General features: G+C 57.1%; 26 protein-coding genes. 20 read left to right on the top strand and 6 right to left on the bottom strand.

Going from position 1 to position 26,821, the window contains the following annotated elements:
- Positions 1 to 127: 127 nt before the first annotated feature.
- A complete protein-coding gene (thpD, locus tag CLV83_RS21810) occupies positions 128 to 1,048 on the bottom strand; it encodes an ectoine hydroxylase (RefSeq protein ID WP_132297926.1) in 921 nt (306 codons plus the stop codon).
- Positions 1,049 to 1,547: 499 nt separating this feature from the next.
- Positions 1,548 to 2,441, bottom strand: a complete 894-nt coding sequence (locus CLV83_RS21805) for a D-hexose-6-phosphate mutarotase (RefSeq protein ID WP_132297924.1) — start codon at positions 2,439 to 2,441, stop codon at positions 1,548 to 1,550.
- A gap of 159 nt (positions 2,442 to 2,600) precedes the next feature.
- On the opposite strand from CLV83_RS21805, the gene zwf reads away from it, so the two are divergent.
- Positions 2,601 to 4,076, top strand: a complete 1,476-nt coding sequence (zwf, locus tag CLV83_RS21800; RefSeq protein WP_132297922.1) for a glucose-6-phosphate dehydrogenase — start codon at positions 2,601 to 2,603, stop codon at positions 4,074 to 4,076.
- 56 nt (positions 4,077 to 4,132) lie between these two features.
- Here zwf and CLV83_RS21795 read toward each other — a convergent pair whose 3' ends face one another.
- Genes CLV83_RS21795 through CLV83_RS21785 form a run of 3 tightly spaced genes read right to left on the bottom strand, consistent with a single transcriptional unit; the run spans position 4,133 to position 7,977 of the window.
- Complete coding sequence (locus CLV83_RS21795) at positions 4,133 to 5,869, bottom strand: sugar phosphorylase (RefSeq protein WP_132297920.1); 1,737 nt, start codon at positions 5,867 to 5,869, stop codon at positions 4,133 to 4,135.
- On the bottom strand, positions 5,866 to 7,089 hold the full coding sequence (locus CLV83_RS21790) for a glycosyltransferase family protein (protein ID WP_132297918.1): 1,224 nt from the start codon (positions 7,087 to 7,089) through the stop codon (positions 5,866 to 5,868). The genes CLV83_RS21795 and CLV83_RS21790 overlap by 4 nt, the downstream gene beginning before the upstream one ends.
- Before the next feature lie 42 nt (positions 7,090 to 7,131).
- The gene (locus CLV83_RS21785; protein ID WP_132297916.1) at positions 7,132 to 7,977 is read right to left on the bottom strand and encodes an HAD-IIB family hydrolase; all 846 of its coding nucleotides are present in this window, start codon (positions 7,975 to 7,977) and stop codon (positions 7,132 to 7,134) included.
- Between the two features lie 367 nt (positions 7,978 to 8,344).
- Between CLV83_RS21785 and CLV83_RS21780 the strand changes: the two genes are divergently transcribed.
- From CLV83_RS21780 to clpX, 13 genes are all read left to right on the top strand, one after another.
- Entirely contained in the window at positions 8,345 to 9,199 is an 855-nt protein-coding gene (locus CLV83_RS21780) for a MurR/RpiR family transcriptional regulator (protein ID WP_132297914.1), read from the top strand.
- Between the two features lie 97 nt (positions 9,200 to 9,296).
- Positions 9,297 to 10,418, top strand: a complete 1,122-nt coding sequence (locus tag CLV83_RS21775; protein WP_132297912.1) for an enoyl-CoA hydratase/isomerase family protein — start codon at positions 9,297 to 9,299, stop codon at positions 10,416 to 10,418.
- Between the two features lie 131 nt (positions 10,419 to 10,549).
- Positions 10,550 to 10,888, top strand: a complete 339-nt coding sequence (locus CLV83_RS21770) for a hypothetical protein (RefSeq protein ID WP_132297910.1) — start codon at positions 10,550 to 10,552, stop codon at positions 10,886 to 10,888.
- Between the two features lie 62 nt (positions 10,889 to 10,950).
- Positions 10,951 to 11,292, top strand: a complete 342-nt coding sequence (locus CLV83_RS21765) for a hypothetical protein (protein ID WP_132297908.1) — start codon at positions 10,951 to 10,953, stop codon at positions 11,290 to 11,292.
- Positions 11,293 to 11,578: 286 nt separating this feature from the next.
- On the top strand, positions 11,579 to 11,812 hold the full coding sequence (locus CLV83_RS21760; protein ID WP_132297905.1) for a hypothetical protein: 234 nt from the start codon (positions 11,579 to 11,581) through the stop codon (positions 11,810 to 11,812).
- Between the two features lie 238 nt (positions 11,813 to 12,050).
- On the top strand, positions 12,051 to 13,214 hold the full coding sequence (gene nifV, locus CLV83_RS21755; protein WP_132297902.1) for a homocitrate synthase: 1,164 nt from the start codon (positions 12,051 to 12,053) through the stop codon (positions 13,212 to 13,214).
- Positions 13,198 to 13,353, top strand: a complete 156-nt coding sequence (locus tag CLV83_RS22640; RefSeq protein WP_165900378.1) for a hypothetical protein — start codon at positions 13,198 to 13,200, stop codon at positions 13,351 to 13,353. The genes nifV and CLV83_RS22640 overlap by 17 nt, the downstream gene beginning before the upstream one ends.
- Positions 13,354 to 13,363: 10 nt before the next feature.
- Complete coding sequence (cysE, locus tag CLV83_RS21750; protein ID WP_132297899.1) at positions 13,364 to 14,146, top strand: serine O-acetyltransferase; 783 nt, start codon at positions 13,364 to 13,366, stop codon at positions 14,144 to 14,146.
- Positions 14,147 to 14,157: 11 nt separating this feature from the next.
- A complete protein-coding gene (locus CLV83_RS21745) occupies positions 14,158 to 14,682 on the top strand; it encodes a hypothetical protein (protein WP_132297897.1) in 525 nt (174 codons plus the stop codon).
- 13 nt (positions 14,683 to 14,695) lie between these two features.
- On the top strand, positions 14,696 to 15,028 hold the full coding sequence (gene nifW / locus CLV83_RS21740) for a nitrogenase-stabilizing/protective protein NifW (protein ID WP_132297894.1): 333 nt from the start codon (positions 14,696 to 14,698) through the stop codon (positions 15,026 to 15,028).
- A gap of 5 nt (positions 15,029 to 15,033) precedes the next feature.
- Entirely contained in the window at positions 15,034 to 15,507 is a 474-nt protein-coding gene (locus tag CLV83_RS21735) for a nitrogen fixation protein NifZ (RefSeq protein ID WP_132297891.1), read from the top strand.
- Complete coding sequence (gene nifM / locus CLV83_RS21730; protein ID WP_165900377.1) at positions 15,491 to 16,369, top strand: nitrogen fixation protein NifM; 879 nt, start codon at positions 15,491 to 15,493, stop codon at positions 16,367 to 16,369. The genes CLV83_RS21735 and nifM overlap by 17 nt, the downstream gene beginning before the upstream one ends.
- Before the next feature lie 14 nt (positions 16,370 to 16,383).
- Positions 16,384 to 17,691, top strand: a complete 1,308-nt coding sequence (gene clpX, locus CLV83_RS21725) for an ATP-dependent Clp protease ATP-binding subunit ClpX (protein ID WP_132297885.1) — start codon at positions 16,384 to 16,386, stop codon at positions 17,689 to 17,691.
- 62 nt (positions 17,692 to 17,753) lie between these two features.
- Here clpX and CLV83_RS21720 read toward each other — a convergent pair whose 3' ends face one another.
- Positions 17,754 to 18,554, bottom strand: a complete 801-nt coding sequence (locus CLV83_RS21720; RefSeq protein ID WP_132297882.1) for an AraC family transcriptional regulator — start codon at positions 18,552 to 18,554, stop codon at positions 17,754 to 17,756.
- A gap of 106 nt (positions 18,555 to 18,660) precedes the next feature.
- Between CLV83_RS21720 and CLV83_RS21715 the strand changes: the two genes are divergently transcribed.
- From CLV83_RS21715 to CLV83_RS21690, 6 genes are all read left to right on the top strand, one after another.
- Positions 18,661 to 19,587 carry a DMT family transporter gene (locus CLV83_RS21715; protein ID WP_132297879.1) on the top strand — a complete coding sequence of 309 codons (927 nt, stop codon included), beginning with the start codon at positions 18,661 to 18,663 and terminating at the stop codon, positions 19,585 to 19,587.
- An 83-nt stretch (positions 19,588 to 19,670) separates the two neighbouring features.
- Positions 19,671 to 21,182, top strand: a complete 1,512-nt coding sequence (locus tag CLV83_RS21710) for an AAA family ATPase (RefSeq protein WP_132297876.1) — start codon at positions 19,671 to 19,673, stop codon at positions 21,180 to 21,182.
- Between the two features lie 275 nt (positions 21,183 to 21,457).
- Complete coding sequence (locus CLV83_RS21705) at positions 21,458 to 21,682, top strand: hypothetical protein (protein ID WP_132297873.1); 225 nt, start codon at positions 21,458 to 21,460, stop codon at positions 21,680 to 21,682.
- A gap of 188 nt (positions 21,683 to 21,870) precedes the next feature.
- Positions 21,871 to 22,653 carry a hypothetical protein gene (locus tag CLV83_RS21700; protein ID WP_207894985.1) on the top strand — a complete coding sequence of 261 codons (783 nt, stop codon included), beginning with the start codon at positions 21,871 to 21,873 and terminating at the stop codon, positions 22,651 to 22,653.
- Between the two features lie 167 nt (positions 22,654 to 22,820).
- Positions 22,821 to 24,380: an arylsulfatase gene (locus CLV83_RS21695; RefSeq protein ID WP_132297866.1), complete on the top strand. Its 1,560-nt coding sequence runs from the start codon at positions 22,821 to 22,823 to the stop codon at positions 24,378 to 24,380.
- Positions 24,381 to 24,478: 98 nt separating this feature from the next.
- Complete coding sequence (locus CLV83_RS21690) at positions 24,479 to 26,788, top strand: tetratricopeptide repeat protein (RefSeq protein ID WP_132297863.1); 2,310 nt, start codon at positions 24,479 to 24,481, stop codon at positions 26,786 to 26,788.
- The last annotated feature ends 33 nt before the right edge of the window (positions 26,789 to 26,821 follow it).

Here is a 26,821-nt window from a genome sequence, read left to right as displayed (position 1 = left end):
CTGACGGGTATACTGTTGGGGCGAATTTCGACCGTTTCGGTTGTCCTTCGTAACTTCTGAAAAGGGGACCTTCGGGTCCCCTTTTTCATGTCCGCAGTTTACTGGTTCTACGTTCTGGTCTGGCCGGTCAGCCCGCCTTGCGTTGCGGCGCTGGAGATTGCAAGGGAGTGATCGTCTCGCGGGATGCCAGAAATTCCGGTCGTGGCTTGCCGCCGCTGAAAGGCTCAACAACCTGGTTGCTGATCGCGTTGTAGACGAAGAACAGGTTGGAGCGTGGGCTAGCGGTGATGTTGCTGTTGGAACCATGCATCAGGTTGCAGTCGAACAGCAGTACCGAGCCCGCTTTTGCGGCCGTGGAGCTAAGGCCAAAGCGCTGCTGGAACTGTTGCAGTGATCCCGCATCGGGAGTGCCCACGGTCTGTGCTTTCAGTGACTCGCGATAGTAGTCTTCCGGTGTTTCCCCGACACAGGCGATATATTCGCGATGGGAGCCGGGCATCACCATCAGCGAGCCATTGAACTCGGTGTTGTCGGTGAGCAGAATCGATGCGCTCAGGGCACGCATCCGTGGCATGCCATCCTCGGTGTGCCAGGTTTCGAAATCCGAGTGCCAGTAAAACTCCTTGCCGCTGAAGCCCGGTTTGAAGTTAAGCCGCGACTGATGGATATACACCTGACCATCGAGAATAAAACGGGCGATATCGGCGACACGCGGATCAGCTGCCACGCGGGCATAGAGGTCGTTGTTGTGGTGAATCTGGAACACCGAACGCAGGGCGTTACCGCTGGGCTCGGTGATGGCCGCATCGCTGGCCAGCAGCTCAGGGTCTTTCTCCATCTGGCCCATTTCTGCGAGAAAGCGCTTAACCTCGGCCTTACTGAACACCTCGGGCAGCAGGATGTAGCCATCCCGCTCGTATTGTTTTAGCTGGGCTTCGCTCAGCGGGGCGTTGCTGAAATTCCGGTTGTACAGCGTCGGATCCTGACGTTTGATGATCTGCGGCTCTTCCTGCTGTCGGGACGGGTAGAGATCTGCAGCCTTGCTCATCTGTATCCTCCTTTTTTGTCGGGCGCAGGCGTGTGGCGCACTGATGCTGGCCGGTCGCCGCGCCGGTTTTCAGGTTAAGTCATGAGTCTTCGGGTCCAGGTGCATCGCTGACAGTTGCGCAGGCGGTATCGACAGCTGAGGCTGGCCGTATGCGGCGCAAATAAACAAGGGCAGCGAAAGAGATGCCCGGTGGGGGAGTTTGCCTACGGTTTTCTGCGTTAGCGTCGTCGATTCAATCGCTGAAATCGACGGATTGATCGGAGCTTAGGCTCCGGTTTGATCGCCATCCGAGGCGGCTGAGTGGGGCGGTCGACAGGTCACCTGCTTGGGTGAAACCGACCCGCTCTTGTCTGTTTTCAAGTGCAAGTGACAAGAGCTCAGCGGCGCGCCTCAGAGTCAGCAGTCGGACTAAAAATACCGCTGCATCAACTCCCTGACTCGCCGGGTATTCTGAACAGTTAAACCCGGAGAGTCAAAGTGGCCCGAAGCCAGGCAGGTTTCACTCGCCCATGGCCTCGACCTGAATCGCCATTTTCAGGCAGTGGCTTTCTTCCGGTGCCAGGCGGATGATCCTTTCTCGGGCGTTGCCTGCTTCGATACAGATAAAGCTGTTCTCTTCGCCGCTGCCCACATCGGCCATACCGGCGGCGATCTCGGCGCCCGGATTCCAGACGATGGTGGATGCACTGGACTCCTTGTCGATACGGATGCGGCGTTTAAGCAGAGGGTCGATCAGTGTTACCGGCTGGTCGCTATCGTAAACCCGGTCCAGCGGGGGCTGGGGCTCAAGCTCCTGTTCCTGGGTCTTCACCGCAAAGTCTTCCAGCTTATCCCGATAGCGGTGGGCCTGGAGCCCCTCGATACGCAGGTTGTCTGCAGCACCCACCGCGTAATAGGTGTGCAGCGCCTCGGTGATATTAAATGTCTGTGAGCCTGTGTTGGTGGTCGTAAGCGACAGCACCAGCTGCTCGCCCAGTTCGATCTCCAGAATCAGTTCGAACTGCCCGGGCCAGAGCTGCTCACTGCTGGGCGAATCGGTCAGGCCCAGTTGTAGGCGGGTGACCTCGTTGTCGGCGTAGCTGGAGCGCACCTCCCAGAGTGTTGTGCGGGCAAAACCATGGGCCGGCAGTTCAGCATTGTCCGGGTGGTCGCCGAACCAGGGCCAGCAAACCGGGATACCGCCACGAATCGCCTTGCCTGCCTGGTAGCGGCTGGTGGAACTGATCCAGAACACGTCCTGCTGTTGCTCGCCAGCGGCCAGGTAGCTCAACACCTGGGCGCCCTGGAGGCTGACTCTGACGCGGCCCCCGGGGCCTTTCAGTTCACACTCCGGTAACTGGCCTTCACCAGGATAGAAGCGGACGCGGTCCGTTAGGGTAAAGGGTTCGAACATGTTGACTCCCTGGCTGTCTGTGGCCGGCTGAATAGCGGCCTGTCTTTCCTGTTTGCGCGAAGTATAACAAAGGCGCAGCCAGCTGCTGTGCAGGACTTTCCATCTGGTACCGCTGTGATACTGTCTAAGTAACGAACAGTAGATAGGAGCACTCCCGGTATGATCGATCTGGACAAGTCCTACCCCACCGATTTCGTTCTCTTTGGCGCTCGTGGCGATCTGTCGATGCGCAAATTGCTGCCCTCGCTGTTCCAGCTGCACCGCAATGATCTGCTCAATCCCGAGACCCGGATTATCGGTGTCGCCAGGGATTGCAAAAGTGTCGATGCGTTTCGCAATGAGGTCAGCGCCACACTCAACCGCTACGTTAAACCGGCTGATCTCAAGGGGAGTGCCTGTGCCGATTTTCTGCGGCGGGTAGACTTTGTCGAGCTGGAGTTTACCGAGGATGCGGGCTATCAGGCTCTGGCAGAGATGCTCGATCACGAACAGCGGGTGATGGTGAACTACCTCGCCACGCCGCCGGCATTTTTCGGCGAGATCTGTCATCGCCTGGGTGCTGCAGGGGCGATCAGTGACACCAGCCGGATCATCCTGGAAAAGCCGATCGGTCACGACCTGGAAACCTCCATCGTCATCAACGATACCGTGTGCAGATATTTCGATGAAAGTCGCATCTACCGTATCGATCATTACCTTGGCAAAGAGACGGTACAGAACCTGATCGCGCTGCGTTTCGCCAACAACCTGTTCGGCTCTCAGTGGAACCAGAACCATATCGATCACGTGCAGATCACTGTGGCGGAAACCGTCGGTATCGAGGGGCGCTGGAGCTACTACGACAAGGTCGGGCAGATGCGCGATATGGTGCAGAACCACCTGCTGCAGTTGCTCTGCATGGTGGCGATGGACCCGCCCAGCCAGCTTACTGCCGATGGTATCCGTGACGAGAAACTCAAGGTGCTGAGGGCGTTGCGGCCAATTGCTGCCGAGGATGTGTTCAAACGTGCGGTGCGTGGCCAGTACACCGCCGGGGCGATCCAGGGGCAGGGGTGCCCAGGCTATACCGAAGAGGAGGGCAGCAAGGGTAAAAGTAACACCGAGACCTTTGTGGCCCTGCGGCTCAATATCGATAACTGGCGCTGGGCGGGCACCCCCTTCTACCTGCGTACCGGTAAACGGATGCCGACCAAGATGTCGGAGATCGTCGTGGTTTACCGCAATCAGCCGCACTACATCTTCGATCCCAAACAGAAAAGCGTGGTCACCAATAAGCTGATCATTCGTCTGCAACCGGATGAGGGCATACGTTTGCAGGTGGTCACCAAGGAGCAGAGTCTCGACAAGCGCATGGCACTGCAGAGTCGCGGGCTGCATCTCAACTTTTCCGAAGGTGAAGAGGATCGGCGTACTCCCGATGCTTACGAACGCCTGATTCTTGAAGCCCTGCGCGGCAACCAGTCGCTCTTTGTGCGCCGGGATGAGGTGGAGGCCTCCTGGCAGTGGGTCGATGGTCTGATCAAGGCTTGGTACGACAGCGGCGACGAGGTGCGCCCCTATACCGCCGGCAGCTGGGGGCCGATCGGTTCCATTGCCCTGATAGAGCGCGATGGGCGCTCCTGGCATGAGGGGTAAAAGTAGCTAAAAAAGAGGCTCTCGCTCTGGTTAAACAACCCAGAGCGAGAGGTCAGTCAGATATTGCTCAGCCAGATGCTCTGATAAGGCGCGAGGCAGATGGTGGCGCAGCGGTCGGAGTAGACCTCGCCGCCGATCAGGTCGGTCCAGTGGCTGGCATTTGGCAGATTCACCGAAGCCAGGGAGACCTGCTGAGGCCGGTTGGTGATGTTGTTGATCGCAAAAATGTGCTGGCTGCGATCGATGCTCTGACGCCAGAGCGCCACGATCTCATCGCCCAGCTGCAGCGAATACTGCGAGGCGTTGGGGTGGAAGGCGCGCTGCTTGCGGCGCAGGGCGATCAACTCTTTCAGGCGGTTGAAGACGCGGGCGTGGTGACTATCCTCATCCGCCAGTTTCTCCTCCAGCTGATCCGCATCCCACTGATGGCGGTTTATCGCCCGGTTATGCTGCGACAACTCAACGCGGCGGTAGTCGTTTTCCGTGGCCAGGAAGCTGTGTATGTAGAACGCTGGCAGTCCCTCCATCGCCAGCATGATGCTGTGTGCGCAGAGGAAGCGCTCGATCTGGAATCCATCCTCGCCGGCCTGGGTGCCGCGCATGGCATCAAACAGGGCTACGTTGATCTCGTAGGGGCGCATCTGCCCGGTGGCCAGGCTGCGCCAGGACACCTTGGCACCGAAGCCTTCCAGCGTCCGTACCAGCTGGTTTACGTCGTATTCGCTCAGCAGGCCCTCCACGGGCCGCAGCCCGATACCGTCATGGGAGGCGATAAAGTTCAGGTAACAGGTACCCTGCTGGGTGGGTGGCATGGTCATCAACCAGCTGCGCAGGGCGTAGCTGTTGCCGGTGACCAGGGTGTTCACCAGCAGCGGCGGCAGCGAGAAGTTATAGATGCTGTGTGCTTCGTTGGCGTTACCGAAGTAGGAGAGGTTCTCCAGATTGGGGATGTTGGTTTCGGTAATGATGATGGCACCGGGTGCGGCGTGTTCGATCAGCAGCCGCAGCAGGCGGATCATCTCATGGGTCTGTGGCAGGTTGATGCAGGGAGTCCCCAGCTCCTTCCAGAGGAACGCCACGGCATCGAGACGGAAGATGCGTACGCCGTGGTCCAGGTATTTACGCACGATGCCGGCAAATTCCAGCAGTACATTGGGGTTGGCGAAATCCAGGTCCACCTGATCATGGCTGAAGGTACACCAGACGTAACGGGTGCCGTTGATGGTTTCGACCTCTTTCAGCAGCGGCGAGGTGCGCGGGCGTACCACCTGGGAGAGATCCAGATCCGGTGATGACAGCCGGAAGTAGTCCTGGCCCGGGTCCTTACCCGCCTTGAAGTTCTCGAACCAGAGACTGCGGCTGGAGCAGTGGTTGATCACCAGGTCCGACATCAGGTCGAACTCGCCGGCGATCGCTTCCACGTCACTCCATTCACCCAGTGAATCGTTGACCTCGGCGTAGTTAATGACGGCGAAGCCGTCATCGGAACTCCAGGGGAAAAACGGCAGAATATGGACCGCAGAGACGGAGCCATAGAGGTGCTCGTGCAGGAAGCGCTTCAGCGTCTCCAACGGTTTTTTTCCCTCGCGCACCAGGCTGTCACCATAGGTGATCAACAGCACATCCTTCTCGCTCCAGAGGTTTTCGTGAGGCGCCGGAGGCTGGCAGCGGCTGGTCAGTTGCATGGCGGTGAGCAACTGCTCGCCGAGCAACTCGTTGTTACTGCCCGGATAGATGAAATCCAGGTGGGTAAGTACGCGCTGGCGCAGGACGTCGAGGTCGGATTGGCTCATGCGGAAAACTCCTTGGTGTCGGCTTCGACGGCATCGACCAGCCGTTCGAACACATCGGGCATGGCGCTGATGACACGGCTCCAGGAGGGGATGAACGGGGTCTCCATCGGTTTGCTGAGGAAGTCTTCACCGGCACGCATCACGTTACGGGCAAACATCTCGACCGCCAGCTCTTCATTGTGGATGTCGAAATCCAGACCGTTGATCAGCGCGTCGTTGCGGTAGGTCTCGACAAAGTCCAGGGCGATACGGAAGTAGGTCGCCTTCAGCGTTCGGAAGGTCTCGGTGTTAAAGACCACGCCCTGGGTGGCGAGCTTGCGGAACATCGATTTGCTGATGTCGATCGACATCTTCGACAGTCCAGCTTCGGCGTTTTCCGCCGACATGGGCTGGTGCTTGTGATCGTAGGTGCGCGCGATATCCACCTGGCAGATGCGGTTGTGGGAGTAGTTACGATTCATCTCCGACAGCATGCCCACTTCCAGTCCCCAATCACTGGGGATACGGATATCGTTCATGACGTCGCGACGGAAGGAGAATTCGCCCGCCAGCGGATAGCGGAAGGAGTCCATGAAATCGAGATATTCCATGGGCCCGACCACCTTCTTCAGAGCACGGATCAGCGGTGTTACCAGCAGCCGGCTGACGCGGCCGTTGATGCGCCCGTCGGCAACACGGGCGTAGTAACCCTTGCAGAACTCGTAGTTGAAGTTGGGGTTGGCCACCGGGTAGATAAGCCTTGCCAGCAGGCCGCGGTCATAGGTGAGAATGTCGCAGTCATGCAGTGCTACCGACTCGCCGCGCCCTGTGGCCAGGGCGTAGCCGAGACAGTACCAGACATTGCGCCCCTTGCCGGGTTCGCGTGGCGCCAGGTCCAGTTCATTTAGCTGCTGGTCGATGGCACGCAGACGGGGACCATCGTTCCAGAGTACGCGGTGGTGCTGAGGCAGACGGTCAAAGAATGCCAGGGCGTTGCGGTACTGCTCTTCATTGGCCCGGTCCAGGCCGATGACGATCTCGTTGAGGTAGGGGACTTCGCACAAATCGTCCAGAATGCGCGGCAGCGCAGGTCCTTCCAGCTCGGAATAGAGCGAGGGAAGTACCAGGGACATGGGCCTTCGACGCCCGTAATGGGTCAACTCTTTTTCCAGCTCCTCCACCGGTCGGTCACAGAGGTTATGCAGGGTGGTGATTACACCATTCTGATAAAAGTCGCCCATACTTTTCTCCTGTACGCGGCTTAACTTATTTGGCGGATGTCCTTACTCGACATCAAATCGGTCCAACAGGGTTTGAATCACTTCGTTCCAGCCGGCCGGTCCCGTGGCTTTGCTGTAGATCACTTCGGGGCCTTCAACCTGGGGAGGCCTGGCCTTGGGGTTGGCGATAATAACCGCGATATCAGCGGCATTGAGCATCGCTTCATCATTGTGACTGTCGCCCAGTGCGATCACCGTAGGTGTGTCGCCGAGTACCGGGCGGTAGAGTTGCTTGAGTCGCTCCAGCGCAGCGCCCTTATCTGCCTCTGCGCCGAGCACGCTGAGAAAACGTCCGCCCTGAAGGGCATGTAATCCCTGCTGTTTGAGTAGCTCGATAAACTCCTCTTTCTTCTTATCCGAGTCTTTCCATAGCAATGCTTCGCTGTAGCGGCGCAGGCATGCGGACTCGGCTTCTTCCCGCGGCAGGCCGGTATTGGCCACCAGCTGATCCAGGGTCCAGTCGCTGAAGGTTTCAAACTTAAAGCGCGTTCGCAGCGGCGCGAGGATCTTGTGTACCTCTTCGATCGGGACGCCGAGCGGGAGCTCCACGAAACCCTCGTCGTAACTGGTTTCCTCGCCATGCAGATGGATCTGCTGATCGGGGATACAGATTGCCGAGCCGTTTTCGATAATGAACGGGTCGGTGTTCTCCAGACGATCACGCAGGGCAATAAGCTCGGTTCGGGTCTTGCTGGTATTGGGGACCACGGGAATAGCCGCCGCCCGGCAGCGCTCCAGCGCTGGCAGTGCGTCGGCAAAGCTGTAGGTATCGTGGTCGAGCAGGGTGCCGTCCATATCGGTGAGGATCAGCAGCGGAAGGGGCGTAGGTATCTGTGTTATATCGGTCATGGGGTTTTCACCGGCAGCGCTGTTCAGGCTGGCGGCTGGTCTCCTGACGGTTTGTTGTCCAAAGAATAAAGCGATCTTTGTGCCAGTTAGCACAAAAAACACGCCGGCCCCTCTGTTTATAACAAGTTCGGCGACGAAGTCACACCGCGCACCGCAAACGCGGCCTGCCCCCTTCGAGTGCTTGGTGTGTCCATTATTATTTCGATGCACGGAAATGGTGCATATCGCCGCGATGCGGAGTTAGCCCGGGTCTGACAAGCCGGGCTATCGGGTGGTGCAGAGGTATTCGTTGAGCTTCTGAGTAATTAACCCCCAAGTTTGGTATATTCCCGCCCTTGGCCAGAGACTTACACCATCAGGGAGCAACATGTCGCCTTACAACCTTCTTCAGGAAATTGACGCCGCACTGGAAAGCCTTAACCGTTCGGAGCGGAAGGTGGCCGACGTCATTCTTGCGGACCCTCAGGCGGCTACCCGTGCGTCTATCGCTGTATTGGCCCGGGCGGCTGATGTCAGTGAACCTACGGTCAACCGTTTCTGCAAACGCTTCGATACGGCGGGCTTTCCTGATTTTAAACTGCATCTGGCACAGTCCCTGGCCAGCGGCGTGCCCTATGTAACCCGCAGCGTGGAGCCGGGTGATACGGCGGAGCGCTATACGCCAAAAATCTTCGAGGCGACCATGGCCAGCCTGTCGATCGCCAAGGAGCGGATCGATCCCGCCGATGTGAATCTGGCCGTTGATCAACTGATTCAGGCCAAGCAGATCAACTTCTTTGGCCTGGGAGCTGGTGGTTCTATCGCGCTTGATGCTCAGCACAAGTTTTTCCGTTTCAATATCCCCGTCGTGGCTTATGACGATGTGTTGATGCAGCGTATGGTCGCTGCGGCGGCCACCACCGGTGATGTGATCGTGATCTTCTCCAATACCGGGCGTACGCGCGACCTGGTCGATATCGCCCGTCTGGCCCGCGAGGGCGGTGCTACCGTGTTGGGTGTGACCGCGCCGGGTTCTCCCCTGGCGGAGCATTGCAGCGTGGTGCTGGGGGTGGAAGAGCCCGAAGACACCGATAACTACATGCCGATGATCTCCCGGATTATCCATCTGGTGGTGGTCGATATTCTCGCCACCGGTGTCACCCTGAGACGGGGACCCGATTTTCAGTCCCACCTGAAGCGGATTAAGGAAAGCCTCAAGGAAACACGCTACCCGTTGGAGTGATTTCCGTCCCGCGACGTCTCCGCCTCTGATATGTTTGAATATCTGCCCTGTATTAAGGGCAGAACGTTGAATAAATCGAATAACCAGCGGAGGGATCATGTCGTCAGTTCTTGTTAATAGCCACGCCACGGCCGATGGCCATCGGGTGATGGAAGTCGTGCTTAATGCGGAACGCTCGCTCAACGCGTTGAGCCAATCGATGATCGAGCAGCTCTCTCCGCGGCTGGCCGAATGGGCCGACGCCGATGATGTCTGTGCTGTCGTGTTGCGAGGGGCGGGCGAGAAAGCCTTCTGCGCCGGTGGTGATGTGGTCAGCCTGCATAACCAGATCAAGGATGGCGATCTGGGCGCACCGCGGCGCTACTTTGAGGCGGAATACCGGCTCGATTACCAGCTGCATATGTTTCCCAAGCCGATTATCTGCTGGGCGGATGGCATCGTCATGGGCGGCGGTATGGGGCTGATGAATGGCTGCAGTCACCGTGTGGTCACCGAAAGATCCCATCTGGCGATGCCGGAAGTGACCATCGGTCTGTTTCCGGATGTGGGAGCGAGCTGGTTTTTGAATCGTGTGCCCGGAAGGATGGGGCTGTTTCTCGCGTTGACCGGTAACCCGGTGAACGCGGCTGATGCGCTCTTTCTTGGTCTGGCCGACCGGTTTGTCTGCAATGACCGCTACCAGGATCTGCTCGAGCTGTTGCTGGAAGCGAGTTGGGAAAAACTCAGCGCCGATACTGTGGTCTCAACGGTATTGCGAGGGCTGGAAACCGACTCCGAGGTGCAGATGAATCCGCACTCACCGGTGCAGGATCATTTCGACCTGATTCAGGATATCACCGATCAACCGGATGTGCCGGCGCTGATCGAGGCTCTGCTGGCGACGGAGACTAACGACAAATGGCTGGAACGGGCGCAGGCGTCAGTCAGCCGGGGTAGTCCGCTGTCGCTGTTTATTATTGAGCGTCAGCTGCGCATCTGCCGGTATCTCTCACTGCGTGAGTGTTTTGCCGCCGAGATGAACCTGGCGGTGCAGTGCGGCTTGCATCGCGAATTCCCGGAAGGAGTCCGTGCCCTGCTGGTCGATAAGGATCGCACGCCTGCCTGGACGTTCAAGTCGGTCGGCGAGGTTGATCTGGAGGCGGTAGACAAGTTCTTTATTCCGCTTTGGGATGAAAACCCGCTGCATAATCTGCCGATGCCCCAGCACGTGCCGGTTTGAGACTGTGCTGGTCTGAAAATGCTCAAAAGCTGCCGGTAAGCTTTTTGCAGTGTCGCCAGGATAGATTCTTTATCCTGGGCCTCGGCCCCTGTTTTGTAGGTTCTGTCACAGCGAATGGATAGAAGAGGGCGATGAAACGACGCCATTTTTCAATGCAATCACTGCTGTTAATGATATTGCTGGTGCTGCTTTCCCCCTGGGAGGCGGCCCTGGCGGTGCAGTCATGCCATCAGATTGTCGGCACGACGCCAGCCGCTGTGGTGAAAGCCGGGCAGTGTGATGGCGAAACCAGTGTATGTGACAGCAATCATTCCGTGGGCTGCTGCCAGGCGTTTTGCCTGCTCAAAGCCCGTGCGGCACAAAGTTTTGTAACGCCGATTGTTCCGGTATCGCGGGGCTGGCAGCAGGAGGCGTTGCAATCGCCACTGCCGGGTCATGCCCGCCAACTCCTGCATCCTCCTGCGAGTTGAAACTCTAAAGCGAAGGTTTTTTAGCAAAGGTTTCAGCTTTTTATCGGTCAGGAGTAAGCATTATGAGCAATCAGGTAGAACCGGAACTTAATCTGGAATTTATTCTCAAACGTCGTCTTAAACTGGTTAAGCAAGCCGTCGATAAGGAATTACTTCAGTCCCGGCTGGAGGCGTTGGTCGGCATGGCATCGGTCCATTGGCAGGGGGAGCAGCAGCTGGAACTGCGTTACGATGCATCTCAGTTACAGCTCGATCAGGTCATCGAGGTGCTGGTGCAGTCTGGAGCCGGGCTTGAGCACGGCCGGCTGGCGCAGCTGCGCCTTGGCTGGTATCGGATGACTGATCGCAACACCTGGGATTCATCCCGGCATGTTCCACACTGCTGTAACAAGTCTCCGAAATAGTCACTTAGTATCCAGTTAGCGACTTATAAACTGGCGCGATCGAGGAGGCTTTTTTTCTATGCCAGAGTCTCCTCTGATCCGTTTAGTGTCCCAGCCTCGTAGAAGGCTTGGAGTTCGCTCGACCATCCTATAGGGTCGCTTGCAGCAGGCGTGGCAGCAGGGCAGGGCTGCACTTTATGGCGGTGGAATAAAAAACTTCAGTGTTGGCGCGCTAGTCGCTACACTAGGATTTATCTTATCTCAGGCGATACTCCCGTCGCCTTCAGGGTTCAACATCTCTTAACACATGAAAGAAGACGATATTACTGTTTATCTGCAGCAGTTTTCGCTCGATCAGCTGGAAGACATTCAGAAGCTGGTTGAGAAGAAAGCGGAAGAAAAGAAACGTCGCCAATCTGAGCGTGCGCGCTCTCACAGCAGCTTTCCGCCCTCGCCTCCCAAAGATATCGCCGCGCTTGCCGAAGCTGCGGATCTGGATATTAGCGGCTTGATGCGGGATATCGGTCGCCGTAAACGCTGATTCGTTCAAAGCGCTCCGGATTATTCTTAACAGGCCGCTGTAGCAGCCGCTTTTACTTGCACCGGCGACTCTTCGCCAGGCTGTTCGCTTTGCTACAAAACAGCGCGTTTTGTCTTGTTGTTGGCTTGTTATACTCAGCTACAAATTTCTAAGCGACTGAAATTTAAGATAAAGCTTCGTGGAACGAGGTTTGCACCTGTCTAACTGACAATCCAGTTGGATTACAGGGGTAAGCCAAATGAAGCACACCAAGCGCCAGGTCGTAATTAACGACACCACGCTGCGGGATGGAGAGCAGACCGCCGGGGTGGCTTTTAATGCGGAAGAAAAAATCCGCATTGCGAAGGCGCTCGCCGCTGCCGGTGTACCCGAACTGGAGATGGGCATCCCCGCCATGGGGGAGGCGGAGCGCGAGGTAATGCGCGCCATCGCCGCCGAGAACCTCGGCGCACGTCTGATGGCCTGGTGTCGGATGTGCGACAACGACCTCTACTCCGCCGCCGGAACCGGTGTGGATCTGGTCGACCTTTCCGTTGCCGCCTCTGATCAGCAGATCGCTCACAAGCTGGGGCGTGACCGCCGCTGGGTCCTGGAGCAGATCGACCGTCAGGTACGCAAGGCTCTGGATCTCGGCTTTGATGTCTGCATCGGCTGTGAAGATGCCTCCCGCGCCGATCTCGATTTCCTGCGTGAAATGATTGCCGTTGCCGAGAAGGCCGGCGCCCGCCGTATTCGCTTCGCCGACACCCTGGGTATTCTTGAACCCTTTACCGTCCTTTCCCAGATGCAGAGCCTGCGGGCGCATACCGATCTTGAGATCGAGATGCATGCCCATGATGACCTGGGGCTCGCTACCGCTAATACGCTGGCGGCAGTTATGGGTGGCGCCACCCACATCAACACCACCGTGAATGGCCTTGGCGAGCGTGCTGGTAATGCCGCGCTGGAAGAGGCCGTGGTAGGCCTGCATCAGCTTTATGGCATCGATACTGGTGTCGAAATCGCCCAGTTATCCAGCCTGTCCACCCTGGTTGAGATCGCGTCCGGTCGTGCCGTCCACTGCCAGAAAAGCGTGGTAGGCAGTAATGTATTTACCCATGAGTCGGGCATTCATACCGACGGTCTGTTGAAAGATTTCCGCAATTATCAGGGCCTCGATCCCGTGCTGCTCGGCCGCTCCCATGAGCTGGTGCTGGGTAAGCACTCGGGCACCAGTGCCGTGATCCACGCCTATTCACTGCTTGGCATCAGCCTGGACCGCGACAACGCATCCGGGGTGCTGGAGCAGATCCGCGATTTTGTCACCCGCACGAAAAAGGCTCCGACTCCCCTGGAGCTGCAGCAATTGCACTTGAACACTCTTAACGCCGAAGGAGGACTTCACTATGAAGCCGGAAACTGAACGCACCGAAGAGAACAAACGCCATCAGGCTGAAGATCAGCATGCGGCCGCGATGAAACGCCATCTGGTACTGACCGGGTTCGTTATGGGCCGCACTGTGCCTGTGGCCCACCCGGTTCATCGCCGGCCCGGCAAGTAAGGACGCCGCCATGAACGCCGGCCTCAACACATTGCCTGTTGCCAGAAAGAGCCTGTTCGCCCTTTGGAAAGAGGATGTCGGGTGCGTATTCCAGCGTGATCCGGCCGCTCGCAACAAGCTGGAAGTGCTGACCACCTATCCGGGCGTGCACGCGGTGATCATGCACCGTCTGGCGCATCGGTTATGGCGTGCGAACTGGCGTTACCTGGCGCGGCTGATCGCCTACCTGATGCGCCTGCTCACTAACGTGGATATTCATCCCGGGGCTCAGATCGGTGATCGGCTGTTTATCGACCACGGTGCCTGTGTGGTGATCGGTGAGACGGCCATCGTTGGCCACGATGTAACCCTTTACCACGGTGTGACCCTCGGAGGTACCAGCTGGAACAAGGGCCGGCGCCATCCCACGCTCGGCGATCGCGTCCTTGTCGGCGCCGGAGCCAAGGTGCTGGGGCCCATTACTATCGCCAGCGATGCGCGGGTCGGGGCTAATTCCGTGGTGGTTCAGGATGTGCCCGAGGGCAGCACTGTGGTGGGAATTCCCGGCCGGATCGTTTCTGACCGGCCCGCCAATAGCGGCGAGCACGGCATCAATCTTAATCATCACCTGATTCCAGATCCCGTCGGCCGGGCGATTGCCTGCCTGCTTGAACGGATCGACAACCTGGAGGCTCGGCTGGAAACCGAGGGGCGTCTCGAGGCTGATTATCAGGCCAGTTTCTACGCCAACTGCTCGCCCTCCAGCGAGATCTGCGAGAAAGACTGCGCCGGTGGCCAGCAACACTTTTCCTAAGGGGGATAGCGATGGACCTGCACGATTTCGATGTTAACGATCTTTACTTCGAAACCCCGCCGGAGGAGTGCGTGCTGGCGTTGATAGAGCAGGCGTCTGAGGCCTATAGCGAGGGCGAAGCTGAGCCTTACCTGCTCAAAGCCCAGGCGCTGGCGCCGGATAACCTGATGGTTCATGTCGCGCTTTACCGTTTCTATTACTACCAGCACCGTTACGCCGATGCGCTGGAGACCGCCGAGTGCGCCATCAACCTGTCAGGCCGCCTGTTCGGCTACCGCGGCCACTGGCGCCAGATGACGCTGGAGATCCTCGCCCACGGCATGATGCAGTCATTCAGCATGGTGCGTTTTTACCTGCTGGCACTGAAAGGCTCAGGCTATCTGCAACTGCGCATGGGTGAGGTTGAGTCCGGTATCGAACGGCTGGAAAAGGTACAGGAACTGGATACCGCTGACCGCCTCAACGTACGAATGCTGCTCGAGGTGGCTTACAACCGCATGGGAATCTACTCATTGTCACAGCGCCTGAGCGCTTAAAGGGGGAACCGTTATGAGCGACTTCGAGTTTATTGAAGACCTGGAAGAGCTGAGCTCGGCGGAAGAGTTTCTTGAGTATTTCGAGATCGAGTTCGATCCCAAGGTCGTGATGGTTAACCGCCTGCATATCATGCAGCGCTACCACGACTATCTGCAGCAGGTAGAAAAGGCCGGCAATCTGCCTGAAGAGGAAGCAGCGTTGAAAGACGCTTATCATCAGATGCTCGGCCAGGCCTATCAGGACTTTGTCGAGTCCGATGCACTGACCGAGAAGGTGTTCAAGGTTTTCCGCATGCATGAGCCTCAGACCACCTTTGTTCCGCTTGATCAGCTGTTGGGGTCCTGAAGCCTATGCGTCCGAGATACGAGTATGGCGATTCTGTGCGCCTGACCCGCAACGTGCGTAATGATGGTACCTACCCCGGGCTGGAAGTGGGCGAGCTGCTGCTAACCCGCGGCGCCACCGGCGTGGTGTACGACGTGGGTACCTATTTGCAGGATCAACTGATCTACCGTGTGCACTTTCTCGACAAGGATAAAACCGTGGGCTGCCGTGAGGAGGAGCTGATCCCCGCTGACGCGCCCTGGGTACAGAACCGTTTTGAGTTTCGCGACAAGGTTCGCGTGCGCTGCACCCTGAAAATGGAAGGTGAGGTGATCGCCAGGGCGGGCGATGTGGGTGAGGTCGAGAATGTTCTCCGTGATGGCGATGGTGGCAGTGATATTCACTACAACATCTTTATCAACGGACAGGCAATTGAAATTCCCGAGGTGGCGTTGCAAGCCGCTGAACCGGAGGAGCAGACAGATGAGTCCCAGCACTGATAACCCTCATGCGGTCTACGCCCTGTTTAAACTGGCCTGGAGCCACTACGACTGCGCGCCGAATGACCTGGAAGGCGATAAGGCAACCGAAGCGGCCGCTCGTGTCGCGCATCAGTTGAATATCGAGAGTGCGATTCTCTATGCGGACGAGAACCAGGGAATCGTTGTGCCTGAGTCTCAGGTGGAATCGGCGGTGAAAGAGATCCAGAGCCGTTTCGAAAATTACGCCGCTTTTCTTCAAGCGGTGGAGCAGGGTGGGCTGACCCAGGAGCTGCTCAGGGAGGGCCTGCGTCGCGAGCTGCAGGTAGAAGCGGTTCTGGACCGGGTCTCCGTGGGCCAGTTTGAGGTTAGCGAAGAGGATGCCGAGCTGTTCTATTACCTGCATCCGGAGCGCTTTGCGGTGACCGAGAAGCGTCAGGTACGCCATATCCTGATCACCGTGAACGATGAGTTCAAGGAGAACAGCGAGGCTGAAGCACTCAAGCGGATCGGAGAGATTCGCAACCGGGTCACGGCAAAACCCTCCCGGTTTGAAGAGCAGGCACAGAAACATTCCGAGTGTCCCACTGCCTTTCATGGTGGCCTGGTAGGCACGGTGGAGCGGGGCAAGCTGTTTCCTGAGCTCGATGCAGTACTTTTCGAGATGCAGGCGGGCGAAATCAGTGAGCCTGTGCGCTCGGAACTCGGCTTCCACCTTCTTCTTTGCGGTGATATCGAGCCGCCGCGCCAGGTCCCGCTGGCGGAAATCCTTCCCAAACTGCGGCAGAGCCTGGAGGAGCGTCAACGCTCCCAGTTCCAGCGTCAGTGGATCGCTGAGCAGCTCAACCGTCTGAATACACCGGCCAAAGTGGTTAACGCATAACCAGGGGTGAACGCATGACCGAAAAATCCAAGCTTAACTGCTCGTTCTGTGGGGTCGAACAGTCCGCCGATACACCGCTAATTTCCGGCAATGACGGCTTTATCTGCTCCGCCTGTGTGGAGCTGGCGCATCAGGTCGTTAACAGCTGGGGCCAGAGTGCCAAGCGTGCTGATCTGGCTGAGTCATTGCTGGCGCCCAAGGAGATTAAGTCGCATCTGGATGACTATGTGATCGGCCAGGATGGGGCCAAGGAGATCCTCGCGGTTGCCGTTTACAACCACTACCAGCGGCTGCTCAATACCGGCAAGAGTGAAAGCCTGCATGACTCGGATCAGGCGGTGGAGCTGGAGAAGTCCAACGTCCTGATGGCGGGACCTTCGGGTACTGGTAAAACCCTGCTGGTGAAAAGTCTGGCGCGGGTGATCGGCGTTCCCTTCGTGGTGGCGGATGCGACCACCCTGACCCAGGCCGGTTATGTCGGCGATGATGTGGATACCATCCTGCGGCGGCTGGTGGATGCTGCCGACGGTGATGTGCAGCGCGCCCAATGGGGTATCGTTTACGTCGATGAGGTGGATAAGCTGGCTAACAAGGGCGGGGGGGCGACCGCGACTCGTGACGTATCCGGCGAAGGCGTGCAGCAGGCACTGCTAAAAATGGTGGAGGGTAACGAGGTTAAACTGCCCAAGAGCGGTCGACGTCATGAAAACGGCGATGAACTGATCGATACCACCAATATCCTCTTTATTGTCGGCGGTGCCTTCCCCGGACTCGAGGAACTCGTGCGTCAGCGTTTGAAACCGAAAAAGGGGGGGATCGGTTTTCAGGCAGCGTTTACCGAGGATCCGGAGCATTCCCACGACCAGCTGCTGGCGGCGCTGCAGCCCGATGATCTGCAGGGGTTTGGTTTGATCCCTGAATTTATCGGCCGCTTCCCGGTCATTACCTTCCTGCATGAACTGGATGCAGACGCCCTGGTACGGGTGCTCAAGGAACCGCGCAACTCGCTGGTTAAACAGTACACCCAGCTGTTCGCCTATCAGGGGGTGGAACTGACCTTTACCGAGGAAGCGCTTAGCCGCATCGCCGAGCTGGCCTGCACTCGCGGCACCGGTGCCCGTGGCCTGAGGTCGATCATGGAATCGGTACTGCGCCGTACCATGTACGAAATGCCATCAAACCCTCAGCTGAAGAAAGCGGTGGTCGATCGCGAGCAGGTGGATGATGCCAGTGAGCTGATCGTGCGCGAGGTACTTGGCGAAGATGACGCGGCTGAGGTTTCTATCGAAAGCGAAAGCTCAGCCAAGGAAAGCGCTCGCTAAACAGCGCTGTTCATCTTGCAACAGCCCGGTATGAAAATGCCGGGCTGTTGTCGTTTGTATCGTCAGTTTCCTTCGCCTGAAAATCTGCGCCGATATTCGTCTGGTGTCACGCCCAGGTGTTTCTTGAACATGGCGATAAAGGCGCTGGCGCTGGAGTAGCCCATCTCGAGGGCGACGCTTTCGACCTTCTCTCCTGCCTCCAGCTTTGGCATCGCTTTGACCAGGCGTAGTCGCTGTTTCCACTCGGCGATTGAGATCCCCAACTCACGCCGGGCCCTGCGCATCAGGGTGCGCTCTGTGGTGTGTGCCAGCGCCGCCAGTTGATTGAGCGGACGATTGTCTGCTGGGTGTTCCTCAAGCAGCGAGAGTATCGGAGTCAGTAGAGGGTCCTGTGAGGAGGGAAGATAGCTGTCCAGCTGGTCGGCATTCGCCAGCTGGTCAACCAGTACCTGCAGGAGACGCATCGACTCATCGGAGTAGGGCGGCGTTATCGGGTATTGGCGCAGATGAGCCAGGAGGGCGCAGACCAGAGAGCTGACATGGAGCGCGCAGGGTTTGTCGGGAAAGCGGTGCATCAGCGCGCCGGAAATATAAAGCGAGCAGTGGACAGACTCATACCGGCTCAAGCCCTGGTGCTCCAGGTCAGGAGGTAGCCAGAGGCCGTATTGAGGTGGTGCCAGGTAGGTTTTTCCGCCCACGCGTACTTCCATAACGCCGCTGAATGAGTAAACAAACTCGCCCCAGGTATGAGTATGCGCCGGGTAGGCAGAGTTATCGGGAATACAGGCGGTGCGAAAGAACAGCGGTGCGTCCGGCGCCGGGTCAAAGTTCGGGGCGACCAGTTCGTGGGTGGGCAGGGCCATAAACTTCCTCTGTCACTTTGCCAGTAGTATTTGTCAGGATAGCGCTATATCCCTCATTAATGACAGTGCCAAAATTCTTCGCAGTTAACGCTGTAGGAGAGAATCGATGGATGTACGCAGGCCTGTTGATGGTCAGGCGTTGGGACTGATGCTGCTATTTTGTCTCGTCCTGGGTATGCAGAATGTAGTGTTAAAGCTGGCCGGGCCGGATATCGCGCCGCTGTTGCTGTTGGCACTGCGTTCAGGCATTGCCGCCTGTTTAGTGGCTTGCTACATGAAGTGGACCCGGGAGCCACTGGATCTGGCCGGTCGTAACTGGCGCCAGGGATTGATGGTGGGGATGTTTTTCACCTTCGAGTACCTGTTTCTCGGCGAGGCGCTGCGCTACACCACGGCTTCCCATGCGGTGGTATTTATGAATACCGCACCGGTCTTCGCGGCGTTGATACTCCACTTCCGGGTCAGGGAAGAGCGCATGGCAGCCGCCCAGTGGTTTGGTATATTGCTGGCGTTTTGCGGTATCGCTCTGGCATTCCTGGGGCAGTCAGATGCATCTGTCGCTGCACCCGATATGTTACGCGGTGATCTCCTGGCGCTACTGGCAGGGCTTTCCTGGGCGATGAGCACGGTGATTATCCGCTCCTCCAGGCTGGCGCAGAGCTCAGCCCGACAGACTCTGCTGTACCAGCTGTTAGTCGCTTTCGTGGTGTTGTCGCTGGTGGCCGGCATGACAGGGCAGTGGGGCTTCAATCCAACCCTGCTGGCGTTTGCCAGTCTCGGCTTTCAGGCGGTGATTGTCTCGTTCGGGGCGTTCATGGTCTGGTTCTGGTTGATTCGGCACTACTCGGCGTCGCGGATCGGTGTGCTGGGATTCATGACCCCGCTCTTTGGTGTGGTGCTTGGTAACCTGATTCTCGATGAGCCGATCGAGCCGGACTTTCTTGCCGGTGCGTTGCTGGTGCTGTTGGGTATCCTGCTGGTGAATGGGCATAGCTGGCTGAAACAGCTCATCGCAGGGCAGCGTACCGCCTGAAAATCCCCGGTTAGATCATGGTAAGGCGTGGCTAAATCAACGAAGATAAGCGGCATCTCATATGTAACAGAGTGATCGGTTGAATGGATCTTCATGACCTGAAGCTCAAGCTTAAAGACCCTTTTCCTATTGTTGTGATCGAAACCCACGATGAACGTCGCGTGGTCGAGTTGTTGCGCAAGGCAACCTTCGAAGATCGATCTTTGGGAACCCTGAAAATCTGGAGTGTCGCCGAGGGGCTTGATCTGGGAGTGGGTGATTCCTCCAGTTGGCAGCTGGAAGGGATCGAAACCCGAAGTGCGGAAGCTGATCTGACCGATCCGCTAGAGATGCTGAAAAAGGTCCGTGAGCAGGTAAAGAACACCATCCTGCTGCTGCCGGACTTTCATCATTACCTGACTAATCCGGCCGTGCTCAGGCTGGTGAAAGAGATCGCCCAGCAGTACTTCGTCAATAACACCGTGCTGGTGTTTGTCAGCCACGCCTTTGATGTACCCGCCGAGATCGAGCGGATGTGCACCCACTTCGAGCTTTCCATGCCTGCCATCGATGAGATCAGAGAACTGGTCAGGAAGGAGGCTCGAGCCTGGTCCAAGGCCTCCAACGAGAAACTGAAGGGGGATACCCAGGCAGTGGACCTTCTGATCCGTAACCTGGTGGGGCTGACCGAAGCGGACGCACGTCGCTTTATACGCAGTGCTATTCATGATGATGGCGCTATCACCCATAGTGATATCAAGGCGGTGATGGATGCCAAGTACCGTATGCTCTCCGGCGGCGGCGCGATCAGTTACAGCTTTGATCTGGCCGATTTCGCCCAGGTGGGCGGCTTTGCCAAGCTGAAAGCCTGGCTGGAGCTGCGCAAACCCTTTTTCCTCGACGCCGGCAAAAACAATGGCTTTGATCTGCCCAAGGGTGTGATGCTGATCGGTGTGCAGGGCTGTGGTAAGAGTCTGGCTGCCAAGGCGGTTGCCGGTATTTGGGGCGTGCCACTGTTGAAGCTGGACTTTGGCGCGCTGTTTAACAAATACATCGGCGAGACCGAGAAGAATCTGCGTGAGGCCTTGAAGTCGGCAGAAATGCTGGAGCCCTGTGTGCTCTGGATGGATGAGATCGAAAAAGGTATCAGCTCCGGTCAGGATGAGTCCGGTACCTCTAGCCGGGTGTTAGGCACACTGCTGACCTGGATGGCGGAAAACCGGCGTCGTGTTTTTGTGGTCGCCACGGCTAACGATATCGAAAAACTGCCGCCGGAGCTGCTGCGCAAAGGACGCCTGGATGAGATCTACTACGTGGACCTGCCGGATCTGAACGCCCGGCAGCAGATCTTTGCGGTGCATCTGGAAAAACGTGGTAATTCACCTTCGGCATTCGAGCTTGAACGCCTTGCGGAACAGGCATCGGACTTTTCCGGTGCGGAGATCGAGCAGGCGATTGTTTCTGCAGGCTACTGGGCTCATGCGCAGGGTGAGCCTCTGAATACCGAGCACATACTGCGTGAATTAGATACTACCCAGCCTTTGGCGGTCGTTCGTGCCGAGTCGGTCGCAAGCCTGCGTCACTGGGCTAAAGGGCGGACTGTCTCTGTCGACTGACAGAATGAATAAAAAGGTTGGTGGCATTTCGGCGGCTAATATATCCGGGCTGGACAGGTGGTTGCATATTAACCAGTGGTTGCTGTGTTGAGCTGAAAACTCTTGATAATTAGTCGCTTAAGCCTGGAAATTCTTTGACATAAAAACTGGGCACGGTTATATATTTCAGAGAATCCTTACATAAAGCAGGACTAACACCGCCGCTCGCCGGCCATTATGCACGTTTGTTAAAAAACGTTTTCGGGCCGGTGAAATTTAGATGAATGGAGTCATCCATGGCTGTACGCGAGGCTGCTCACAAGAAGCGAATTCAGGATGAGCTAAGTGTGCGCCAGTCCTCTCATTTTTTATTTCTCGGTCGAGCCGTGAGACGGCTTCCTCTTCCTGTTTGTAGCTACTCATTCAGTTCTCCTGTTGGAATGGCTGCTTTGCGGTTTGTTATCTATGCTGTTTCCTATGTCGTCGGGCCGGGCGCCCGGGAAAACCAGGGAACTCAGTGATCATGCAATAATTTGTGCTAACAAGGTTTTCTATCGACGTTAAATACTGACTGCCTTCCAACGTTGACGTATTCAAAATATCGCATGGAACGGTGAACGGGCTGAAAATACAAAGGGTGATGGAATAGATGAATAGGCTAAAAAGGATAAAAAGGCTGGACGTCTGGGCGGTCAATGGATCTGCAAAAGTGCTGACTCTCTTGTCTCTCGCGCTCGCGTCACCCAGTGTATTTGCTCAAAGTGCGGATGAGCTGGCTAAAAAGCTGGCGAACCCCGTCTCCAACCTGGTCAGTGTTCCCTTTCAGTTCAATTTCGATTTTGGCGGCGGCATCGACGATGACGGTTTTCGTTCCACGCTGAATATCCAGCCGGTTATCCCTTTCAGCCTCAACGATGACTGGAACCTGATCTCCCGCAGCATCATGCCCTTGGTTTACCAGGACGACTTCGTTGACGATGACGGTCTGAGCCAGTACGGCACTGGCGATCTGGTACAGAGCTTCTTCTTTTCTCCCAAAGAACCAACCTCAAACGGACTGATCTGGGGTGTCGGCCCCGTCATCATGGCGCCGACCGCCAGCAACGACAGCCTGGGTTCGGAAAAGTGGGCGGCGGGCCCCACCGGCGTAGTGCTCTATCAGCATGGCCCTTGGACCTACGGCACCCTGGCTAACCACCTGGAGAGCTTCGCCGGTGAAGATAACCGCGCCGATGTCAGTGCGACCTTCGTGCAGCCGTTTATTAACTACGGGGCCGGCGGTGGTCTGACCTACGCATTGAACCTGGAAGCAACTTATAACTGGGAGACGGAACAGGAATCGGTACCGATGAACATGATGGTCACTAAGGTTATGCAGCTGGGCAACCAGACCGTCAGCATCGGCGGCGGTGCCAAGGCTTACCTGGCGGGTCCGGATAACGGCCCGGACTGGGGGCTGAGATTCGTCTTTACGATGTTGTTCCCCAAATAAAGGGTTCTAAAAGCAAGTTGCTCGAGAAACATGTTGTTCCTGAAGCAAGTTGTTCCCGAAGGTAAGTTGTTCCTGAAATAAGTTGTATCTAACGCAAGGTTTACACGCTGCGAAGAGAGCAGTCTCGTAGCTCAATAGCGAGTGAGTGAGATATTCACGGAGGATTCATGAAAACCATAACGAACCTGAAACGGCTCTGTGGGGTAGCGCTGGTCGCAACCGGTCTAACGGTAACGCCGCTGGTGCAGGCGGCAGAAGAGAGCGAAAAGCCCAATATCCTTGTGATCTGGGGTGATGATGTCGGCATGTGGAATATCAGCGCCTATCACCGCGGCATGATGGGTGGCTCCACGCCGAACATCGACAGCATCGCCGATGATGGCATGATCTTTATGGATCATTATGCCCAGGCATCCTGTACTGCAGGCCGTGCGGCCTTCCTGCTGGGGCAGTACCCGATGCGTACTGGTCTCAGCACAGTGGGCCTGCCGGGTGCAAAAGAGGGGATTCAGGATTCCGATCCCACCCTGGCGCAGATGCTCAAGGCTCAGGGTTACGCCACCGGCCAGTTTGGCAAAAACCACCTGGGTGACCGGGACGAGCACCTGCCAACCAACCACGGCTTCGATGAGTTTTACGGCATCCTCTACCACCTGAACGCAGGCGAGTACGAAGAGCAGTACGACTATCCCAAGGATAAGGAGACCCAGGAAAAGTTTGGTCTGACCCTGCGCGGTATTACCCACTCCAAGGCGCTGCCTGATGGTGGTCAGGAGATCGAGGATCTTGGCCCGTTCGGCTCTGAGGAGCAGAAGACCCTCGACCAGAAGGTGCTGGTGGAATCCAAGCGCTTTATCACCGATGCGGTCGAGGCGGGCAAACCCTTCTTCGTCTGGCATAACACTACTCGCATGCATTACCAGACTCACCTGACTGACGAGTATGACGGTGTTACCGGATATGGCCTCTATGCCGATGGCATGAAAGAGATGGACGACGATGTCGGCGAGCTGCTGGGGCTGCTGGATGAGCTGGGCGTAGCTGATAACACCATCGTCATGTTCTCTACCGATAACGGTGCCGCCTCCAACTCCTGGCCGGATGGCGGTAACCAGCCGTTCCATGGCGAGAAAGGCGTTGGTGGCTGGGAAGGTGGCTTCCGCGTGCCGATGGTCGTTAAGTGGGATGGACATATTCCGGCAGGCGTAGCCACCGGTGAATTCATGACCATGGAAGACTGGATGCCGACACTGATGTCCTGGTTGGGCGAGAAAGATCTCAAGGAAGATCTGCTCGACGGCAAAAAGATCGGTGGCAAGAACTTCAAGGTTCACCTCGATGGATATGACCAGAGCGACCTGCTGCTGAACAACGGTAAAACCAAACGCAAGGACTTCTACTACTTCACCGAAACCACCTTCCACGGTATGCGTTGGGGTGACTGGAAACTGATCTTCACCGATCAGGAAGAGTGGTTCCGTGCAACTCAGGAAGGGATGACAAGCCCCTACATCATCAACCTGAAGCTGGATCCTTTCGAGCGCTTCGTTGAAGCCCGCGGTTATGACGAGTGGGCGGAAAACCGCAGCTGGATTCTTGGCCCGGCCGGTAAGCAGATTGCCGAGTTCGTGCAGACCTTCAAGGATTTCCCGCCGAGTCAGACAAGCATGTCCACTTCGGTGGACGCTGTAAGCACAATGATCAATCAGCAGGCGATGAGCCGATGATCGATCGCAGCCAGTAATCTGGCTAAAGAACAGACCCTAGCCGGTAGCGGCCGGGTCTGTTCCTCTTTATTCGCCACAAGCAGTAGATTGAGTCATTAATGAAAAGAAAAAACTGGTTAAATGGATTTGTTCTCTCCCTGCTGCTGATTGCAGGTTTGAGTGAGACAGGGATAAGCAATGCAGTAGCCAGTGAACAAACTGCTGACAGCGAAACTACCGCGGTCGAGTCTGAAGCAATAGCGGAAGCGACCGAAGCGATCAAAAATGCCGCCTACGTGGGTGGCGAGACCTGTACCCAGTGCCATGAGCAGGAGCACAAGGACTGGAGCGGTTCCTACCACGATCTGGCGATGCAGAGCGCCAACGATGAAACCGTGTTGGCCGATTTCAACGATACCCGTTTCGATTATTTTGGCATCACCTCCGAATTTTATAAGCGCGACGATACCTTTTACGTCAAAACCGACGGCCCCGATGGCCGGCTGACCGAGTATCCGATTGCTTACACCTTTGGCGTCTACCCCCTGCAGCAGTATCTGATCGAGTTCCCCGGCGGACGCCTGCAGGCGCTCAATATTGTCTGGGATACCCGTACGGCAGAAGAGGGCGGTCAGAAGTGGTTTCACCTCTATCCCGATGAAAAGATCACCGCTGACGATGAGCTGCATTGGACAGGTCTGTACCAGAACTGGAACTACATGTGCGCCGATTGCCACTCCACCGACCTGCAGAAAAACTACCAGCTGAGTAGCGATACCTTCGATACCACCTGGAGCGATATCGATGTCAGTTGCGAAGCCTGTCACGGTCCGGGCTCCGAACACCTGCGCTGGGCGCAAAATGATGAACTGAAAGATTCGATTCCGAACCAGGGGTTCCCGGTCAGCTTTGATGAACGTCAGGATGTCGCATGGACCATCAATCCGGAAACCGGCATCGCCGAGCGCAATAAACCGAGAACCACGCAGAAAGAGATCGAGACCTGCGCCACCTGCCATTCGCGGCGCTCAACGGCTCATCCCGGTGCTCGCCCCGGTGATCCGCTGCTGGATCACTTCCAGGTAAGTCTTCTGGATGATCCGCAGCTTTATCACGCGGATGGTCAGGTCAACGGCGAGGTCTATGTCTACGGCTCTTTCGTGCAGAGCAAAATGTACCAGGCCGGGGTTACCTGTACCGACTGTCACCAGCCGCACAGTCTGAAACTGCGCGCCGACGGTGACCAGGTCTGTGCCCAGTGCCACCTGCCGAGCAAGTTCGATACCGAGTCCCATCATATGCACGAGCCGGGCTCAGAAGGTGCCAGCTGCCGGAACTGCCATATGCCGGCGAAAACCTTCATGGGTAATGATTCCCGCCGTGATCACAGCTTCCGTATTCCCCGCCCGGACCTGTCTGACAGCCTGGGTACGCCCAATGTCTGTACTGCCTGCCATAACGATAAATCCAATGAGTGGGCCACCAAAATATTGAGTGACAAGTTCGGTGAACCGGACCAGAACCACTATGCCCATGCGTTGGCGGCGGGGCGGATGGGAAGCCCCCATGCGGAAGCGCTGCTGTCGAAGCTGATATTGGATAAGACCCAGCCGGAAATCGCTCGTGCCACGGCGGCCACGATGCTGCCAGACTACCTGTCGCAGCAGTCTGCGCAGGTGCTGCAGATGGTGGCACAAAGTGATGAACCGCTGCTTGGGCTGGGACTGTCGTCAGCCGCTGAAAGGATCCCCGCGCAGTACCGGCCGATCTTTACCGTGCCGCTGCTCTACGATGATAGCCGCATCACCCGCGGTCTGGCGGCGCAGGCGATGGCAGGGCTGCCGCTGAATCAGTATCCGGATGAGGTAAAAACACGTTACGAGGAAGGCCTCGATGATTTTGTTCATGCCAATCAGTTCAACGCCGACCGGCCCGAAGCACTGACGAATCTGGCGAATTTCTACGCGCGCCAGGGGCTCACGACCGGTGCAGAGGAGTATTACCAAAAGGCGATCGTCAAGGCGCCGCATTACCTGCCGGCGCAGGTGAATCTGGCCGAGCTCTACCGTAACCAGGGCGATGAAGTCCGTGCCCGCGAGGTGCTGTTCACCGCGTTGGAGCAGGTGCGCGAAACAGCGGTAGTCCAACACGCCTTGGGGCTCTCTTACGTGCGTGAAAAGCAGATGGACAAGGCGCTTGAGCATCTGGCGCTGGCGGCGCAGTCAGAGGGCTCACCGGCGCGCTATATTTATGTCTACGGTGTCGCGCTGGACTCCGTCGGCCAGGGCGAACAGGCGGTGAGCGTTCTGGAGCAGGGGCTTAAGTCCTACCCTGGAAATGTCGAGATTCTCTCGGCTCTGGTTTCGATCAACACCAAACTGGGCAATACGGAAAAAGCACGCAGATATCAGCAGCAACTGGGGCGCTGATGGGGCGGGATCGATCCGTTCCTGACTACCCGA

This window comes from Marinobacterium mangrovicola, from assembly GCF_004339595.1.
Classification (GTDB): domain Bacteria; phylum Pseudomonadota; class Gammaproteobacteria; order Pseudomonadales; family Balneatricaceae; genus Marinobacterium_D; species Marinobacterium_D mangrovicola.
Note: the sequence above shows the minus strand (reverse complement) of the source record. Positions and strands in the feature narration are given on the sequence as shown.

Bases quoted from the DNA above. Each gene is read 5' to 3' on its own strand.
- thpD (WP_132297926.1), bottom strand. From the start codon at position 1,048: ATGAGCAAGGCTGCAGATCTCTACCCGTCCCGACAGCAGGAAGAGCCG.
- CLV83_RS21805 (WP_132297924.1), bottom strand. From the start codon at position 2,441: ATGTTCGAACCCTTTACCCTAACGGACCGCGTCCGCTTCTATCCTGGT.
- zwf (WP_132297922.1), top strand. From the start codon at position 2,601: ATGATCGATCTGGACAAGTCCTACCCCACCGATTTCGTTCTCTTTGGC.
- CLV83_RS21795 (WP_132297920.1), bottom strand. From the start codon at position 5,869: ATGAGCCAATCCGACCTCGACGTCCTGCGCCAGCGCGTACTTACCCAC.
- CLV83_RS21790 (WP_132297918.1), bottom strand. From the start codon at position 7,089: ATGGGCGACTTTTATCAGAATGGTGTAATCACCACCCTGCATAACCTC.
- CLV83_RS21785 (WP_132297916.1), bottom strand. From the start codon at position 7,977: ATGACCGATATAACACAGATACCTACGCCCCTTCCGCTGCTGATCCTC.
- CLV83_RS21780 (WP_132297914.1), top strand. From the start codon at position 8,345: ATGTCGCCTTACAACCTTCTTCAGGAAATTGACGCCGCACTGGAAAGC.
- CLV83_RS21775 (WP_132297912.1), top strand. From the start codon at position 9,297: ATGTCGTCAGTTCTTGTTAATAGCCACGCCACGGCCGATGGCCATCGG.
- CLV83_RS21770 (WP_132297910.1), top strand. From the start codon at position 10,550: ATGAAACGACGCCATTTTTCAATGCAATCACTGCTGTTAATGATATTG.
- CLV83_RS21765 (WP_132297908.1), top strand. From the start codon at position 10,951: ATGAGCAATCAGGTAGAACCGGAACTTAATCTGGAATTTATTCTCAAA.
- CLV83_RS21760 (WP_132297905.1), top strand. From the start codon at position 11,579: ATGAAAGAAGACGATATTACTGTTTATCTGCAGCAGTTTTCGCTCGAT.
- nifV (WP_132297902.1), top strand. From the start codon at position 12,051: ATGAAGCACACCAAGCGCCAGGTCGTAATTAACGACACCACGCTGCGG.
- CLV83_RS22640 (WP_165900378.1), top strand. From the start codon at position 13,198: ATGAAGCCGGAAACTGAACGCACCGAAGAGAACAAACGCCATCAGGCT.
- cysE (WP_132297899.1), top strand. From the start codon at position 13,364: ATGAACGCCGGCCTCAACACATTGCCTGTTGCCAGAAAGAGCCTGTTC.
- CLV83_RS21745 (WP_132297897.1), top strand. From the start codon at position 14,158: ATGGACCTGCACGATTTCGATGTTAACGATCTTTACTTCGAAACCCCG.
- nifW (WP_132297894.1), top strand. From the start codon at position 14,696: ATGAGCGACTTCGAGTTTATTGAAGACCTGGAAGAGCTGAGCTCGGCG.
- CLV83_RS21735 (WP_132297891.1), top strand. From the start codon at position 15,034: ATGCGTCCGAGATACGAGTATGGCGATTCTGTGCGCCTGACCCGCAAC.
- nifM (WP_165900377.1), top strand. From the start codon at position 15,491: ATGAGTCCCAGCACTGATAACCCTCATGCGGTCTACGCCCTGTTTAAA.
- clpX (WP_132297885.1), top strand. From the start codon at position 16,384: ATGACCGAAAAATCCAAGCTTAACTGCTCGTTCTGTGGGGTCGAACAG.
- CLV83_RS21720 (WP_132297882.1), bottom strand. From the start codon at position 18,554: ATGGCCCTGCCCACCCACGAACTGGTCGCCCCGAACTTTGACCCGGCG.
- CLV83_RS21715 (WP_132297879.1), top strand. From the start codon at position 18,661: ATGGATGTACGCAGGCCTGTTGATGGTCAGGCGTTGGGACTGATGCTG.
- CLV83_RS21710 (WP_132297876.1), top strand. From the start codon at position 19,671: ATGGATCTTCATGACCTGAAGCTCAAGCTTAAAGACCCTTTTCCTATT.
- CLV83_RS21705 (WP_132297873.1), top strand. From the start codon at position 21,458: ATGGCTGTACGCGAGGCTGCTCACAAGAAGCGAATTCAGGATGAGCTA.
- CLV83_RS21695 (WP_132297866.1), top strand. From the start codon at position 22,821: ATGAAAACCATAACGAACCTGAAACGGCTCTGTGGGGTAGCGCTGGTC.
- CLV83_RS21690 (WP_132297863.1), top strand. From the start codon at position 24,479: ATGAAAAGAAAAAACTGGTTAAATGGATTTGTTCTCTCCCTGCTGCTG.